Origin of the sequence: Leucobacter chromiiresistens (assembly GCF_900102345.1) — a bacterium.
Taxonomy (GTDB): domain Bacteria; phylum Actinomycetota; class Actinomycetes; order Actinomycetales; family Microbacteriaceae; genus Leucobacter; species Leucobacter chromiiresistens.
This window is the reverse complement of the sequence record NZ_FNKB01000001.1, coordinates 763,064-778,847: the sequence shown is the minus strand read 5'-3', so window position 1 is coordinate 778,847 and position 15,784 is coordinate 763,064. Positions and strand designations below refer to the sequence as shown.

General features: G+C 73.1%; 14 protein-coding genes. 5 read left to right on the top strand and 9 right to left on the bottom strand.

Going from position 1 to position 15,784, the window contains the following annotated elements; translation table 11 throughout:
• Nucleotides 1-24 precede the first annotated feature (24 nt).
• Nucleotides 25-582, bottom strand: a complete 558-nt coding sequence (locus BLT44_RS03615; RefSeq protein ID WP_010155468.1) for a YbhB/YbcL family Raf kinase inhibitor-like protein — start codon at nt 580-582, stop codon at nt 25-27.
• Between the two features lie 230 nt (nt 583-812).
• Here BLT44_RS03615 and BLT44_RS03610 point away from each other — a divergent pair, with 230 nt between their 5' ends.
• Complete coding sequence (locus BLT44_RS03610) at nt 813-1,616, top strand: FadR/GntR family transcriptional regulator (protein WP_040505161.1); 804 nt, start codon at nt 813-815, stop codon at nt 1,614-1,616.
• Between the two features lie 10 nt (nt 1,617-1,626).
• Nucleotides 1,627-3,183: a carboxylesterase/lipase family protein gene (locus tag BLT44_RS03605; RefSeq protein WP_074689926.1), complete on the top strand. Its 1,557-nt coding sequence runs from the start codon at nt 1,627-1,629 to the stop codon at nt 3,181-3,183.
• A gap of 65 nt (nt 3,184-3,248) precedes the next feature.
• Here the strand turns inward: BLT44_RS03605 and BLT44_RS03600 are convergent, their stop codons facing one another.
• A complete protein-coding gene (locus tag BLT44_RS03600) occupies nt 3,249-3,992 on the bottom strand; it encodes a MerR family transcriptional regulator (protein WP_074689924.1) in 744 nt (247 codons plus the stop codon).
• Between the two features lie 128 nt (nt 3,993-4,120).
• On the opposite strand from BLT44_RS03600, the gene BLT44_RS03595 reads away from it, so the two are divergent.
• Nucleotides 4,121-5,059, top strand: a complete 939-nt coding sequence (locus tag BLT44_RS03595) for a tRNA uridine(34) hydroxylase (protein ID WP_010155472.1) — start codon at nt 4,121-4,123, stop codon at nt 5,057-5,059.
• 203 nt (nt 5,060-5,262) lie between these two features.
• Here the strand turns inward: BLT44_RS03595 and BLT44_RS03590 are convergent, their stop codons facing one another.
• From BLT44_RS03590 to BLT44_RS03565, 6 genes are all read right to left on the bottom strand, one after another.
• On the bottom strand, nt 5,263-6,021 hold the full coding sequence (locus BLT44_RS03590) for an ABC transporter ATP-binding protein (protein ID WP_010155473.1): 759 nt from the start codon (nt 6,019-6,021) through the stop codon (nt 5,263-5,265).
• Nucleotides 6,018-6,845: an ATP-binding cassette domain-containing protein gene (locus tag BLT44_RS03585; protein ID WP_010155475.1), complete on the bottom strand. Its 828-nt coding sequence runs from the start codon at nt 6,843-6,845 to the stop codon at nt 6,018-6,020. The genes BLT44_RS03590 and BLT44_RS03585 overlap by 4 nt, the downstream gene beginning before the upstream one ends.
• A complete protein-coding gene (locus tag BLT44_RS03580) occupies nt 6,842-7,663 on the bottom strand; it encodes an ABC transporter permease (RefSeq protein ID WP_010155476.1) in 822 nt (273 codons plus the stop codon). The genes BLT44_RS03585 and BLT44_RS03580 overlap by 4 nt, the downstream gene beginning before the upstream one ends.
• Nucleotides 7,660-8,622, bottom strand: a complete 963-nt coding sequence (locus BLT44_RS03575; RefSeq protein ID WP_010155477.1) for an ABC transporter permease — start codon at nt 8,620-8,622, stop codon at nt 7,660-7,662. The genes BLT44_RS03580 and BLT44_RS03575 overlap by 4 nt, the downstream gene beginning before the upstream one ends.
• A 96-nt stretch (nt 8,623-8,718) precedes the next feature.
• Entirely contained in the window at nt 8,719-10,224 is a 1,506-nt protein-coding gene (locus BLT44_RS03570; RefSeq protein WP_010155478.1) for an ABC transporter substrate-binding protein, read from the bottom strand.
• A 44-nt stretch (nt 10,225-10,268) separates the two neighbouring features.
• Complete coding sequence (locus BLT44_RS03565) at nt 10,269-11,093, bottom strand: DUF1684 domain-containing protein (protein WP_010155480.1); 825 nt, start codon at nt 11,091-11,093, stop codon at nt 10,269-10,271.
• Nucleotides 11,094-11,366: 273 nt separating this feature from the next.
• Between BLT44_RS03565 and BLT44_RS03560 the strand changes: the two genes are divergently transcribed.
• A complete protein-coding gene (locus BLT44_RS03560; protein WP_143025962.1) occupies nt 11,367-12,353 on the top strand; it encodes a hypothetical protein in 987 nt (328 codons plus the stop codon).
• 66 nt (nt 12,354-12,419) lie between these two features.
• On the opposite strand, the gene BLT44_RS03555 is transcribed toward BLT44_RS03560, so the two are convergent.
• Complete coding sequence (locus BLT44_RS03555; protein WP_010155482.1) at nt 12,420-14,396, bottom strand: M13 family metallopeptidase; 1,977 nt, start codon at nt 14,394-14,396, stop codon at nt 12,420-12,422.
• 47 nt (nt 14,397-14,443) lie between these two features.
• On the opposite strand from BLT44_RS03555, the gene BLT44_RS03550 reads away from it, so the two are divergent.
• On the top strand, nt 14,444-15,784 hold the full coding sequence (locus BLT44_RS03550) for an MATE family efflux transporter (protein WP_074689920.1): 1,341 nt from the start codon (nt 14,444-14,446) through the stop codon (nt 15,782-15,784).

Genomic DNA, 15,784 nt, shown 5'->3' with positions numbered 1-15,784 from the left:
TGTAATTCCTGACCGAGCGGTCGGTCAGTTGACCTGGCCGAACTCCCCCGTGGCGACGATGATCGCCCGCGCCAGCACCGCATCCCGCATCGTGACCCCGAGCACGGCCGGCGTCGCATCCGGATCGACGTTCACGTGCTCCACGTCGAGCGCATGCACCACGAACCAATAGTGATGCACGCCCGTTCCCGGCGGCGGCGCAGCGCCCGCATAGGCCCGCTGCCGCCGCTCGTTCGGCAGGGTCAGCGCCCCGGCCGGCAGCAGCGCGCCGCCGGGAGCCCCCGCCCCCGCCGCGAGCTCGCGCGTGCCCAGCGGCAGATTCGCCACCGCCCAGTGCCAGAACCCCGACCCCGTCGGGGCGTCGGGGTCGAAGCAGGTGACGGCGAAGCTCCGCGTCTCGGCGGGGAACCCCTCCCAGCTCAGCTGCGGCGAGCGATTCGACCCTCCGGCCGCCTCCGCGAACTGCTCCGCCGGCAGCGGCTCGCCGTCCTGGATGTCGGTGCTGCGCAACGAGAAGCTCGGCACCGGCCGCATGCGCGCATACGGATCGATCTCACCGCGACTCGGATTCCCATTCGTCATGGCGCCCCCTCGTTCACCGACCGCCTCCGGCCGCCTCTGGCCCGGCTCCGGCCGGCTCCGGCCGTCTCTGGCCGTCTCTGGCCACCAGCCTACGGTCGCCGACCTGCCCCGCCAACCGCCGCCCCGAGACGCGCTCCCGCCCACCGGGACTCCCCGGCCGGCGCCGATCCCGCTCGATATACTGGATGCTCGGCATCGGCGCACCTGGCGCCCGACGAATCGGAGTGATCATGGCAGCGACCACAGGGTCAGATCGAGCACGCGCGACGCTCGCCTACCTGCGTCGCAAGATCACCACCGGCGAGTGGCCCGTCGGCGGGCGCATCCCCATCGAACCGGAGCTCGCCGAGCAGACCGGGGTGGGGCGCTCGACCGTGCGCGAGGCCGTACGATCACTCGCCAGCATCGGCATGCTCGAGACCCTCCCGGGGCGCGGCACGTTCGTGCGCTCGGCCGCGCCGACGAGCACGCTCCTCAACGAGTTCCTCACCGACTTCACGCTCGAGGAGATCCTCAGCTACCGTCGCGCACTCGAGATCGAGGCCGCCCAGCAGGCCGCCCTGCACCGCACCGACGAGGACATCGCGGCGCTCGAACGCGCAGCGATCGAGGAGGTCGGCTGCACGCGCTGCCCCGTGCTCGGCTTCGCCGCCGACGTCGACACGGCGTTCGACAGCCGATTCCACCGCCTCGTCTTCGACGCGGCCAAGAACCGACTGCTCGCCGCCCTCTACGCGGGCATCAACGACCGCCTGCGCACCCCCGAGCACCGCGGGCGCCTCGCGAACGTTGCCACCGGCGCGGAGATGGAGCGCGATCACGCGCGCGTGCTCGACGCGATCCGGCGCCGCGACTTCATCGACGCCGTGCACGCGATGGTCAACCACGTCGACCACGACGTCGTCATCGTCAACGACCAGCACGAGGTGATCCCGCCGCTCGCCCGCACCCCCGAGCAGCAGCAGCGCATCGACGAGGCGCAGATGGCCCAGGATCACGTGCTCGCGCGCGCCGAGGCCCAGGCCCGCCCCTGATCCTCCCGTGATGCCCGGCAGCGCACTCGGCGGAGCGCCGCGCCCCGTCGTGCGGACGACCGCGGGGGCCGTCCGCGGCGTCTGGGAGCCGATCGACGCCGCAGGGCCGACCGGGGCGAGCGCCGCGGTGTTCCGCGGCATCCCCTACGCCGCCGCTCCCGTCGGCGACCTCCGGTTCGCCGCCCCGCAGCCCCCCGCGGCCTGGGACGGCGTGCGCGACGCGGCCCGCTTCGGCCCGACGCCCCAGCGCGGCGACGCCGGCATCACGCTGATCCCCGAGCACTCCGTGCCGGGCGACAACACGCTGAACGTCAACGTCTGGACCCCCGACCCGGGCGCCGCCGCGCGGCTGCCCGTCGTCGTCTGGATCCACGGCGGCGGATTCATCTCGGGTTCGCCCGCCAGCCCCTGGTACGACGGGCGCGCCTTCGCCCGCGACGGCGTCGGGCTCGTCACCTTCTCGTACCGCCTCGGCTTCACCGGCTTCGGCTGGCTCGACGGCGCCCCCGCGAACCGCGGCGTGCTCGACTGGGTGCGCGCACTCGAATGGGTGCGGCAGAACATCGCGGCGTTCGGCGGCGACGCGGATCGCGTGACCGTCGCCGGGCAATCGGCCGGGGGCGGAGCCGTGCTCACCCTGCTCGGCGTGCCCGCGGCGCGCGGCCTCCTCCACGGCGGATACGCGATGTCCGCCGCCATCGCCGCCCCGTCCGTGGAGGCCGCCGCGGCGCGCACCCGCCACCTCGCCCGACTCGCCGGAGTGACCCCCGACGCGGCGGGCGTCTCGGCGCTGCCCGAGACGCGGATCCTCGAACTGCAGCGCAGGATCACCGCGCCCGCCGCTCCCCGGCTGCTGCGCGACGTGCACGGTCTGCTGCGCGACGGCCTCATGATCGGCCCCCTGGCCGACGGCGAGATCGTGCCCCATGATGCGGTGCGGGGCGCCGCGCTCGGCGCGAGCGCGCACGTGCCGCTCGCACTGTGCACCGCCGACGACGAGCTCATGGGCCTGTTCGCACCGCGACCGATCCTCGACCGCGCGCCGCGGCGCGCCGTGCTGCGCGGACTCGGCGCCTCCGCCGCGGCAGTCGACCGCTGGCTGGCGATCGACGAGATCAGCGCCACCACCAGCAGTGTCGCCCTCGTCGGACGCTACGCGACCGACGCCGTGTTCCGCTCGTGGGTGCCCCGCATCTCGCGGGCGCGCGCCGCATCGGACGCCGCGGGGGCGACCTGGACCTCGCGATTCTCGTGGCACGCCCCCGAGGCCGAAGCCGGAGCGCCCCACATCGCGGGGCACTGCAGCGACGTGCCCTTCGTCTTCGACCGGCTCGACGCGCCCGGGGTGGAGCGCGTCGCCGGGCAGGCGCCCCCGCAGGCGCTCGCGGATGCCGTGCACGGCGCACTCGTGCGCTTCGCGCGCGACGGCGCGCCCGGCTGGGGCGCCGACGAGGCGGGCGCCGGCCCGACCCGCGTGTTCGACCTGCCCGTGCGCGAGGAGACCGACGCGTACGCCTCGGCGGCGGCGCTGCTCGAGGAGGGCGAACCGCCCGGCCCAGCGAGTTGATGCGGCGCGGCGCGGCTGCCGAGGCGATCCGGCGCCGGCCTGCTGAGGCGGCCAGGCGCGAGCGACTACCGCCCGGAGCGCGGCCCGGCCGTCAACGCCGCGCCGGCGTGGACGCGCAGCCCGTCGCGCACGAACTCCGTCCCCGCCTGCCCGCCGTGATTCGCCGCGAAGCGCTCGTCGGCGACGTACAGCTCGCCGAGCCCGCGCACGTACCCCGCGACGTCGCCGTCCGGATCCGCGGCCGGCGTGCCGGGGATCCCGCGCAACCACGCGACGTGCCGGGCGGCGAGCGCCTGGGCCTCCGCTCGGTGCTGCGCCTGGTCGAATCCGTCGAAGATGTTCTCTGACATCAGTGCTCCTCTCGTCTCCGGTGTCCCGTTCTGCCGCAGCACCGCTGCGATGGTGCGCTCCACGGCGCCGATCTGACGGGCGATGCGCTCGCGCTCGCCCTGCAGGATCGCGAGGTGCGCCCGCAGGATCTCGGCCGCCCCGGACGGGGCGCCGCGATCCTCGCCGGCACGATGCCCCGCGCCGCTGCTCGGCCCGGCTCCGTGATCCGATCCGGCCCCGTGCGCGTCCTGCGCCGCGAGCACCCGCGCGATGGCATCGAGCCCCAGCCCGAGCTCGCGGAGCAGCAGGATGCGCTGCAGCCGGAGCAGTGCGGCATCGTCGTAGTAGCGGTACCCGTTCGCGCCGACGCGCGTCGGCGGCAGCAGGCCGATGCGGTCGTAGTGGCGCAGCGTGCGCGACGTCGTGCCCGCAGCGCGCGCCACCGCCTGCACGGCATGGAGTCGTTCATGGTCGTTCATCGTGGTGCCTCTCGCTTCGACCGCAACGTTACGGGTTGACGCAGCGTCAAGGTCAAGGCGCCCTCGTCGGGCAGGTGACCGCGGCCCGCGTGCAGGGCCCGCGTGCACGGCCCGCGTAGCATGGTCGGGTGAGCGTGCCCAAGATTCTGCTGTACTACGTCTTCGCTCCCGTCGCCGACCCCGAGGCCGTGCGCCTCTGGCAGCGGCAGCTCTGCGAGTCGCTGGGCCTCCGCGGCCGCATCATCATCTCGCCGCACGGCATCAACGGCACCGTGGGCGGCGAGCTCGACGCCTGCAAGCAGTACCTGCGACGCACTCGCGAGTACGCGCCGTTCGCCTCGCTCGAGCCGAAGTGGAGCGCGGGTACCGCGCTCGTCGACGCCCCCGAGGAGCGGCTGCACGGCGTCGAGCGCGGGGCCCGCTGGCAGCGCATCACCGATTTCCCGAAGCTCAGCGTGAAGGTGCGCGACGAACTCGTGGCGTTCGGCATCCCGGAGGAGACGCGGGTCGACGACCACGGCGTCGTAGGCGGCGGCGTGCACCTCTCCCCGCACGAGGTGAACGAACTCGTGGCCGAACGCGGAGACGACGTGGTCTTCTTCGACGGGCGCAACGCGTGGGAGGCCGAGATCGGGCGGTTCGCGGGCGCCGTGGTGCCCAACACCCGAACCACCCACGACTTCATCGCGCAGATCGACGCCGGCGACTTCGACGATCTCAAGGGGCGTCCGGTCGTCACCTACTGCACCGGCGGCATCCGCTGCGAGATCCTCTCGGCGGCGATGCGCACCCGCGGGTTCGGCGAGGTGTACCAGATCGACGGCGGCATCGTGAAGTACGGCGAGGCCTTCGGCAACGACGGCCTCTGGGAGGGCTCGCTCGCCGTCTTCGACGGGCGCGAAGCGCTCGACTTCGCTCCCGGCGCCGCCGTCATCGGCCGGTGCCGCGTGTGCGGCGCACCGTCGAACGCGGTGTCGAACTGCTCCGACCCGGCCTGCACGCACCGCTTCGTGGTCTGCGACGCCCACGCCGGATCCCCGTGCGAGGAGCACGCGCCGACGGCTTGAGCTCGACGCCCGATCTTGCCCCAACCCGCGAGCGGGGTCGATTGCGGAGTGTGTCGCCTACCCGACACGCTCCGCAAGTGACCCCGCTCCAGAGAGGCGGGGCAAGCCGGGCGAGAGAGGGCCGGGCGAGAGAGCCGGGCGGGCGGGGCGGGCCCGTCAGGCCGGGCGGGGCGGGCGGGAGAGAGCCGGGCAGGCCGGGCCCGTCAGGCGGGCGGGAGGCGCGGGATCGCCGCGATCAGGCGCTGCGTATATGCCTCACGCGGGGCCGCGAGCAGCGCCCCCGTCGCGCCCGACTCGACGACGCGGCCGCCCTCCAGCACCACCGTGCGATCGCACGTCGCCGCCACCGCGCCGAGGTCGTGCGACACCATGACGAGCGCGAGACCGTGGTCCGCGCGGAGCCGGTTGATCAGCTCGATCACCTGGGTGCGCGTGCTGACGTCGAGGGCGCTCACCGGCTCGTCGGCGACGAGCACCCGCGGGCGCACCACCGTCGCGCGGGCGATCGCGATGCGCTGCCGCTGCCCGCCCGAGAACTCGTGCGGGTAGCGGCGGGCGGCGTCTGCCGGCATTCCGACCGATTCGAGCGCGGCGCGCACGCGCTCGAGCGCCTCGGCGCCCCGGGCGAGGCCGAGCGACTCGAGCGGCTCTGCGACGATGCGGTCGATGCGCTGCCGCGGGTCGAGCGAGGAGTACGGATCCTGGAAGACGACCTGCACGCCGCTGCGGAACCGCCGCATGAGCGCGCGATCCCGCAGCCGCAGGGGCGCGCCGTCGAAGCGGATCTCGCCGCGCTGCGGCGACGCCAGCCCGAGCAGGAGGGAGAGGAGCGTCGACTTGCCCGCGCCCGACTCCCCGACGATGCCGACGGATCCGCCGGGCTCCACCGCGAGGTCCACGCCCGTGAGGATGCGCCGGCTGCCGTAGGAGAAGTCGACGCCGCTGGCCTCGATCACGCTCACTGCGCGCCCTCCGATCCGTTCGCGAGACCGCCTGACGCGCCGTCGAGCGCCGCGTCGAGCACCCGCGCGTGCGCGACGAGCTGCCGCGTGTAGGGGTGCTGCGGCGCCCGCAGCATCTCGCGCACGTCGCCCTGCTCGACGGCGACGCCGCGCTGCAGCACGAGCACCCGGTCGGTCATGCGCGACACCACGGCGAGGTCGTGGCTGACGAAGAGCAGGCCCATGCCGCGCTCGGCGACCAGCCGGTCGAGGAGGTCGAGCACCTCGGACTGCACCGTGACGTCGAGCGCGGTGGTCGGCTCGTCGGCGATGAGCAGCCGGGGGCGCGCGGCCAGGGCGATGGCGATCGCGACGCGCTGGCGCTGGCCCCCGGAGAGCTCGTGCGGAAACGCGCGCGCGAACCGCGGCTCGTCGAGGCGCACCTCCGCGAGGGCCGCCGCGACGGCGTCGTCGAGCGCGCTCCCGCGCAGGCCGAGATGCCGCCGCACGGGCTCCGCGATCTGCCGGCCGACGCGCATGAGCGGATCCAGGGCGGTGAGCGGTTCTTGGAAGACGACCCCGGCGACCGGTCCGCGGAGCGGTCGGAGCGCCGACTCGTCGGCCCCCACCGTCTCGACCCCGGCGAGGCGCACCGACCCCGATGCGCGGAGGCCGTCGGGGAGGAGGCCGGTGACCGCGAGCGAGGTGAGCGACTTGCCCGATCCCGACTCCCCGATGAGGCCGACCCGGCCGCCCGGTGCGACGTCGAGGTCGATGCCGCTCACCAGCGCGGCGTCACCCGCGCGAACGGTCAGCCCGCGCACGCTCAGCAGTGCCTCCGTCATGCGCTCCTCCCCCGTCGCGTCGGATCCGTCGCATCGCGCAGCCCGTCGGCGACGAAGTTCACCCCGAGCACCAGCACCACGAGCGCGATGCCCGGCGCGATCGCCCCGATGGGGGCGGTGAGCACCGTGCCCTGCGCCTCCTGCAGCAGGCGGCCCCATGACGCATTGGGCGGCGGCGCCCCGAGTCCGAGGTACGACAGGCTGGCCTCGGCGAGCACCGCCGCGCCGAACTGGAGGGCGAGGGTGACCGCGAGCGTGGGGGCCATGTTGGGCAGCAGGTGGCGGCGCACGATGCCGAGGGTGCGCGTTCCGCTCGTGCGCGCGGCGATCACGTACTGCGAGCCGACGGCGCGCTTCGCGAGGATGCGGGAGACGCGGGCCACGATCGCCGACATCGCGAGGCCGATCGCGAAAACGGCCGAGCCGAGCGAGGGCGGCTGCAGGGCGACGATCAGCATGGCGGTGAGCAGCACCGGGAAGGCGATCGCCACGTCGATGAACGCGGAGATCGCATCGTCGAACCAGGGCGCCGCGAGTGCGGCCACCAGACCGATGACGATGCCGAGCACCGCGGCGATCGCCACGGAACCCGCCCCGACGAGCAGCGCGATGCGCGCGCCGACCATGAGCTGGCTGAGCAGGTCGCGGCCGAGCTTGTCGGTGCCGAGCAGGTGCTCGGCGCTCGGGGCGGAGAGCCGGCCGCCGCTCGTGTCGTCGAGCGGATACGGCAGCCAGACGAGCGAGACCAGCGCCATGAGCACGACGATGCCGACGAGCACGAGCCCCGCGACGAGCGTCGCACTGCGCCGGGCGCTCACGCCCCCACCCCCACGGTGCGGCGCAGGCGCGGATCGACGATGCGCTGCGCCACGTCGGCGGCGAAGCCGACGAGCAGCACCAGCAGCGTGGTCACGACGAGCACCCCCTGGATCGCCGAGAAGTCGTGCCGGGAGATGCCGTCGACGAGATAGCTGCCGAGGCCGGGGAGGGCGAAGACGCTCTCGACGACCACGGCGCCGAGCAGGGTCGAGGCCAGTTCGATCCCGAGCACCGAGATGACCGGCACGGAGCCGTTGCGCAGCCCGTGGCGCCACAGCGCCTCGCCGAACCCCGACCCGTGCGCGCGGGCCGTGCGCAGGTAGTCGCTGCCGAGCACGTCGAGCGTCGCCGACCGCACGTACCGCGTCAGCGACGCCCCCATCACGCAGGCGATCGCGATCGCGGGGAGCGCGAGCGATGAGACGGCGCCGGCGGGATCGCCCCAGTCGTCGACCGGGAAGCCGCCCGTGGGGAACCACCCGAGGAGCAGGCCGAAGACCCAGACGAGGATGATGCCGACCCAGAACACCGGCACGGCGATGCCGAGCTGCGCCACGCCCGAGAGCAGCACTCCGTACCAGCGATCCGCCCGCACCGCCGCGGTGACGCCCCCGATGAGCGACCCCGCGACGGCGAGCAGGAAGGCGAGCAGGGTGAGCGGAACGGTGACGATCAACCGGGCGGAGATCTCGTCGCCCACCGACGCCCCCGTGATGAGCGACTCGCCGAGGTCGAGTCGGAGCAGCTGCGCCACCCAGTCGCCGAACTGCACCAGGATCGGCCGATCGGAGCCGACCTGCTCACGGGCGGCCGCGATCTGCTCGGGCGTCGCGTTCACCGACAGCAGCGCATTGGCCGGGTCGCCCGGGAGCAGGCGCAGCAGCACGAAGATGAGCACCATCGCAATGGCGAACGATGCGACGAGCAGGAGGCCGCGGCGGATCAGATACCCGAGCATCGCCCTCCCCTGCGGTGTCTGGACGCTCGTGCGCTGTGCGCGGCGCCGGTGATCGATGCGCGTCGGAGCCGGGGCGCTCCCCCGGCTCCGACGCGACTACTCCTTGACGATGTTATAGGCGAAGAACTGCGAGTTCAGGCCGTTCACCGGGTAACCGGTCACCGTGTCGGCGGCGACCACGATCTGCGGGTACAGGTACAGCCACGCGCTCGCCGCGTCGCCCGCGATCTGACGGTTCGCCTGCTTCAGCAGCTCGGCCTGCTCCTCCTCGCTCCCGGCCTGCTCGGCCTCGGCGATCCACTGCCCGACCTGCGCGTTGTCGTAGCCCCAGTAGAAGTCGGGGTTGCCGTACCAGACCACGTCGCGATCGTTGACGTGCTCCTGCAGCGTCGCCTCGAAGTCGTGCTCCTGGAACACCTTCGTGTACCACTCGTCGGCGCTGATCGTGTTGATGTTCACGGTCACACCGATCTGCTTGAGCTCCGACTGCACGAACTCGGCGACGGCCGGGTGCGGATCGTAGCTCGGGGTGTCGAGGGTGAACTCGAACCCGTCGCCCAGGCCGGCCTCCTCGAGCAGCGCCCGCGAGCGCTCCGGGTCGTACGGGTTGAGATCGTTCAGATCCTCGTACCACGGGTCGGTCGGGGGCACCATCGAGCCGATCACGGTGCCGTAGTCGCCCCAGATCGCGTTCAGCAGCTTCTCGCGGTCGATCGCGGAGTAGACGGCCTGGCGCACGCGGGCGTCGTCGAACGGCGCGACGCGATCGTTGAAGGCGAGCAGCTCCTTCGTGGTCGACTGCCCGTCCGTGATCGTGAACGTGCCCGACTCCTCGAACTGCGGCAGCGAATCGGGGTTCTGCACGCTGGTGATGAGGTCGATGCGGCCGCTCTGCAGCGCCGTGTCCTCAGCCGTCGCATCGGTGAAGTAGGTATACACGACCTCCGCGTTCTTCGCAGCGTCGCCCCAGTAGTCGTCCCAGCGCTCGAGCGTCAGCGTGCTGCCGCGCTTCCACTCCCCGAGGGTGTAAGGGCCCGTGCCGTCCTCGGCGTTCTCGAGGTCGGTCGCCTCCGAGTTCACGATCCAGATGTACGTGAGCAGGTACGGGAAGGAGATCGAGCGCTGCTTCAGCGTGAAGACCACCGTCTGGTCGTCAGGCGTGGCGATGTCGGAGACGACCTCCATGCTCGACTTGCGCGCCGACTGCGAGTCGGGCGCGGTGACGCGCTCGACGCTCGACTTCACGTCGGCCGAGGTGAGGGCCTTGCCCGAGTGGAAGGCGACGTCGTCGCGGAGGGCGAACGTGTACGTCAGCCCGTCGTCGCTGACCTCGTAGCCCGTCGCGACCAGCGGCTCCGTCGTGCCGTCGTCGTTGAGGCGGTAGAGCGCCTCGTAGACGTTGCCCGTGAGGGCCTCGGTGACGCCCTGGCCGCCGCCGGCCGTATTGCTGAGGTTGACCGGCTCGTACAGCGAGCCGATGCGGATCGTGGCGTCCTCGCCGCCGGCGGAGGCGCCGCCGTTCGAGGCGCACCCCGCGAGCGCCAGTGCGGCGACGGCGAGCGCCCCGATCGCGGCGAGCGCTGAGTTCTTGAGGGAGGGCATGGGGTTCCTTCGCATGTTGGGTGGAGGCTTCGGGCGTGCTGCCGTCAGACGGTGTAGATGTCGAAACCGCCGGTGAAGCGCGGCAGGCGCTCGCCGGCGAGCACCGGCCAGGGCAGGCGGTTCTGGGCGGGCGGCATGGGGCAGTTGTACTGCGCGGAGAAGCCGCACGGCGGCACGAAGGCGCGGTTGAAGTCGAGTCGCACCCGGCCCGGCTCGCCGAACTGCGACGCCTCGCGCTCCACGAACAGGAAGCGGCCCGATCCGTAGGTGCCGGTCGCGTCGTCCTTCCCGTTCGTCGGGTCGCCGAAGACGAGCAGCAGCTGGCCCGCGTCGTCGAACGCCGCGAGCGTGAAGCGCTCCCCGTCGCGCTCGAACGTGATGTCGCCCGGCACGACGAGGTCGCGGCTGCCCCCGGCGTCGCGGATGTGCTCGAAGGGCACTGTGCGATCCGCGGAGACGGGGGTGAACTCGGCATCGATGATCCAGTTCGGATCGAACGGGAAGGTCTCGATCCCGGCGAACGCGGCGATGGCGGGCGCGTGCGCGTTCCACACCCGGAGCCCGTGCTCGGCGCGGCCGCTCGCGATGTTCTTCCGCTCGACGGGCGTCACCGTCACGCCCTCCGGCGCGGCATCCCGCTCGGCGGCCACCCGGCGCGCCGCCTCGTCGGCGTCGACGTCGCCCGCGAACCAGCGCGTCTCGACCAGGCTCAGGTTGCCGGTGGCAGCGGTCACCGCCGCGTGCCGACCCGCGCGCCACGCATCGTGCGCCGACTGCGGCGTCTGCACCGGCCCGGGCGTCTGCACCGGCTCCGGCGACTGCGCGGACTCCGGCGACTGCGCCGCCGCTGCGTGCGAAGCTGCGTTCATGGTGGCTCTCCCTCTGCTCTCGGCGATCCCGCACTCCGGTTGCGGCGCTCCGGCCGCGATTCGACCTGCACCCCGAAACGAAGCTCCGCGAATGCGACGCATTCACGATCTGCAAGTATCCCGCATTCGCACGGAGCGCGCGAACGCTCATGCAGTCGAACGACACGGAGCGGGCGCGTATTCCGGGCGGGAGGATCGGCGCCGCGGCAAGCCCTGTTCGCTGGCAGCATGCGCATGCGCCGATCGCGCAGCGACGTGCTCTACCATTCCCGCATGGCCAGACCTACACGACGCGAACGCGCGATCGCTCGCATCATCCAGCCGCGCAGCAGTACGACCGGCGCGCCACGGCCGATCGTCGAGCGCTCGCTCGACGGGCTGCTCGCGATGCAGCGCCCGTCGGTGCTCGCCCACCTCCGCCGCATCCGCAGGAAGTACCCGCACGCCACCCCCGAGCAGATCATCCACGTGCTCGAGACGCGCTACATCGCGACCGTCACCGCGGGCGGAGCGGGAGTGGGCGCCGCCGCCGTGATCCCCGCGGTCGGCACCGGCATCGCCCTCGGCCTCGCGGGCGCCGAGACCCTCGGCTTCGTCGAGGCGACAGCCCTGTTCGCGCACTCGGTCGCCGAGGTGCACGGCATCACGGTGACCGATCGCGAGCGCACCCGCGCGCTGGTGCTCGCACTCATGCTCGGCAACGAGGGCGCCGACCTCGTGCGCCAGGTCACCATGCAGGCGGTCGGCGGCGGCGGCTCGCGACGCGACTACTGGGGCAAGATGCTCACCTCCGCCGTGCCCCGCTACGCCATGGGACCGCTGCTCGACCGCCTGAAGAAGTCGTTCATGCACCGGCTCGCCGCGGTCGGCGGCGCCTCGGTGGTCGGCAAGGCGCTTCCCTTCGGCGTCGGGGCGGTCGTGGGCGGCACCGGCAACCACCTGCTCGCCCGACGCGTCACGAAGGCGTCGCGGCAGGCGTTCGGCCCGCCGCCGCTCACCCTGCCGGTCGAGCTCGAGTTCACCCCCGGGCCATTCGCGACCGACCATCCGGAGGCGCAGCCCGCTCCGGGCGCGGCCCCCGCTCCGGAGGCACCGCGCTACGCGCCCCCGGTCGAGCCGTCGGCACCGCGATACGCGCCCCCGGTGCCCGAGGGGGGCGGCGCCTCCGGCGTCGGCGCGCCGAGCGGCGGGGCGCCAGGCGGATCCGGATCCGCCCCCGGCCCCGCCTACGACATCACGTCGCTGCCGCGCACCCCCTGACCGACGCCCGGCGGCCGGGCGCCCGGCGGCCTGGCGCTCTCAGACCGGGGCGCCCTCAGACCGGGGCTACCAGATCGAGACGCGCTCGGCCGGGTCGAGCCAGAGCCCGTCGCCCTCCCGCGTCTCGAACGCGGCGTGGAACGCGTCGAGATTGCGCACGATCTGGTTGCAGCGGAACTCGTTCGGCGAGTGCGGGTCGATCGTCAGCAGTCGCACCGTCTCCTCGGGGCGCGACTTCTGCTGCCACGCCTGCGCCCACGCGAGGAAGAAGCGCTGCGCCCCCGTCAGCCCGTCGATCACGGGCGGCTCGGAGCCCGCGAGCGACCGGAGGTACGCCTTCCACGCGATCTCGAGGCCCGAGAGGTCGCCGATGTTCTCGCCGATCGTGAGCTCGCCGTTCACCGTGCGCCCCTCGGCCCCCTCGGGCGAGAGCTCGTTGTACTGCCCGATCAGCGCGCCGGTGAGCTGCTCGAACGCGGCGCGATCCTCCTCCGTCCACCAGTCCGTCAGCCGGCCGTCGCCGTCGTAGCGCGAGCCCTGGTCGTCGAAGCCGTGACCGATCTCGTGGCCGATGACCGCCCCGATCGCGCCGAAGTTCGCCGCGGCGTCCCAGCTCACGTCGAAGAACGGGGGCTGCAGGATCGCTGCGGGGAACACGATCTCGTTGAAGCCGGGGTTGTAGTAGGCGTTCACGGTCTGCGGGGTCATGAACCACTCGTCGCGGTCGATCGGCTTGCCCACCTTGCCGATCTCGCGCACGAACTCGACCTCCGACACGCGCCGCGAGTTGCCCACGAGATCACCGGCGTCGACCTCGAGCGCGGAGTAGTCGCGCCACTTCACGGGGTAGCCGATCTTCGGCGTGAACCGGTCGAGCTTCTCGAGCGCGCGGGCCCGGGTCTCCGGCCCCATCCACGTGAGCCGCTCGATGGAATCGCGGTACGCCTCGATGAGGTGATCGACGAGGCCGTCCATCGCCGCCTTCGCGCGCTCGTCGAAGTGGCGCTCGACGTACAGGCGGCCGACCGCCTCGCCCATCGCGCCCTCGACGAAGGAGACGCCCCGGCGCCAGCGCTCGCGCTGCTGCGGCGCGCCCGTAAGCGCCGTGCCGTAGAAGTCGAAGTTCGCGCGCGAGATCTCCTGCGACAGGAGGGCCGCCGACGACCGCACGATGCTCCACACCAGCCACGCCCGCCACGCGTCGAGCTCGGCGTCGACGAGCAGCTCGGAGAGGCCGGCGATCGCGTCGGGCTGCGCGGCGACGACCTCGGCGAAAGCGGACTCGGGGGCTCCCATGGCGCCCAGGTACGCGGACCAGTCGAGGTTCGGCGTCAGCTCCTGCAGCTCGGCGAAGGTGCGCAGGTTGTAGAGCTTCTGGATGTCGCGGCTCGCCACCTTGTCCCAGTGGGTCGCCGCGATGCGGCGCTCGAGGTCGTAGGCGAGACCGGCCAGGCGATCCGCGTCGTCGACACCGGCGAGCTGCAGCATGCGCGCGATGTGCGCCCGGTACTGCTCGCGGATCGCGGCGAACTGCTCCTCGCGGTAGTACGACTCGTCGGGCAGGCCGATGCCGCCCTGCATGATGAAGACGATGTACCGGGCCGGGTCGCCCGGGTCGTTGTCGATGTACATGCCGGCGAACCCGCCGAGGCCCTGACGCTCGAACCGGGCGACGGCGGTGACGAGCTCGTCGATGGAGCCGATCTCGCGGGCGCGGGCGATGTCGGCCGCGATCGGATCGGCGCCCTGCGCGTCGGCGCGCTCCACGTCCATGAAGCTCGCGTAGAGGGCCGCCACCTTGTCGGCCTCGGTCGCCGCGCCCGCCCCGGCCGCCGGAGACTCGGTGCCCGTGATGATGTCGCGCACCGCCTCCTCGGCGTTCTCGGCGAGCACCGCGAACGAGCCGTACCGGGCCTTGTCGGAGGGGATCTCGGTGCGGTCGATCCACTTGCCGTTCACGTGCCGGTAGAGGTCGTCCTGCGGCCTGACCGCAGGATCGAGTTCGGTGAGGTCGATGCCGGAGGCGGGCGCTGCGTTGCTCATGCGACCACCCTACTGGTGGCGTCGGAGGCTCGCGTTAGCGTTATGGCATGACCTCAGGCGGCACCCGGGCGCAGCGCCGGACGATCGATCGGAGCATCGCGCACCTCGCGATCCCCGCGCTCGGCGCGCTCATCGCCGAGCCGATGTTCCTGATCGTGGACTCGGCGCTCGTCGGCCACCTCGGCGCCGTGCCGCTCGCGGGGCTCGCCATCGCGAGCGCCGTGCTGCAGACCGCGGTGGGCCTCATGATCTTCCTCGCCTACGCCACGACACCGCTCGTGGCGCGCACCCGCGGCGCCGGCGACCTGCGGGGCGCCGTGCAGTTCGGCGTCGACGGGCTCTGGCTGGCGCTCGGCATCGGCATCGCCGTCGGCGCGGGGCTCTGGCTCGCGAGCGGCCCGATCGTGGCGGCGTTCGGCGCGAGCGACGACACGGCCCGGCAGGCGCTCGCCTATCTCACGGTCTCGTGCCTCGGCATCCCGGCGATGCTCGTGGTGTTCGCGGCGAGCGGGCTGCTGCGCGGGCTGCAGGACACCCGCACCCCGCTCTTCGTCGCATCGATCGGCTTCGCCGTGAACGCGCTGCTCAACTGGTGGTTCATCTACGGGCTCGGCTTCGGGATCGCCGGCAGCGCGTGGGGCACCGTGATCGCCCAGTGGGCCATGGTCGCGGTGTACCTGATCGTGGTGGTGCGGCACGTGCGGCGCGCGGGCGCCGGCCTGCTGCCGCGGCGCGAGGGCCTGGGCCGGGCGGGGCAGAGCGGCGGCTGGCTCTTCGTGCGCACCGTCGGCCTGCGCGCCGCGCTCCTCGCCACGGTGTTCGCCGCCGCCGGCCACGGAACGGCGGCGACCGCGGGCTACCAGGTCGTCTTCACCATCTTCTCGACCGCCGCCTTCGCGCTCGACGCGCTCGCCATCGCGGCGCAGGCCCTCATCGGCGACGCGCTGGGGTCGGGCGACGCGCCTCGGGCGCGGGCGATCGTGCGGCGCAGCGTCTTCTGGGGAGTCGGCTGCGGCGTCGTGCTCGGCGGGGCGCTCGCGCTCGCGAGCCCGGCGGTCGGCCGGGTGTTCACGGACGACGCGGCGGTGCTGACGATCCTCCCCGCCGCCATCGTCGTGCTCGGCGTCTCGCTGCCGCTCGCCGGCTACGTCTTCGTGCTCGACGGCGTGCTCATGGGGGCGGGCGACGCCCGCTACCTCGCCTGGACCAGCCTCGCCAACCTCGGCGCGTACCTTCCGGTGCTGTGGGCGCTCACCGTGCTCGTTCCCGCGGGCGCGGGCGGCCTCATCGCGCTCACCGCGGGCTTCGCCCTCGTCTTCATGGCGGCGCGCGCGGCGACCCTCGGGTTCCGCGCCGCCGGAGACCGGTGGGTGCGGCTCGGGATCTGA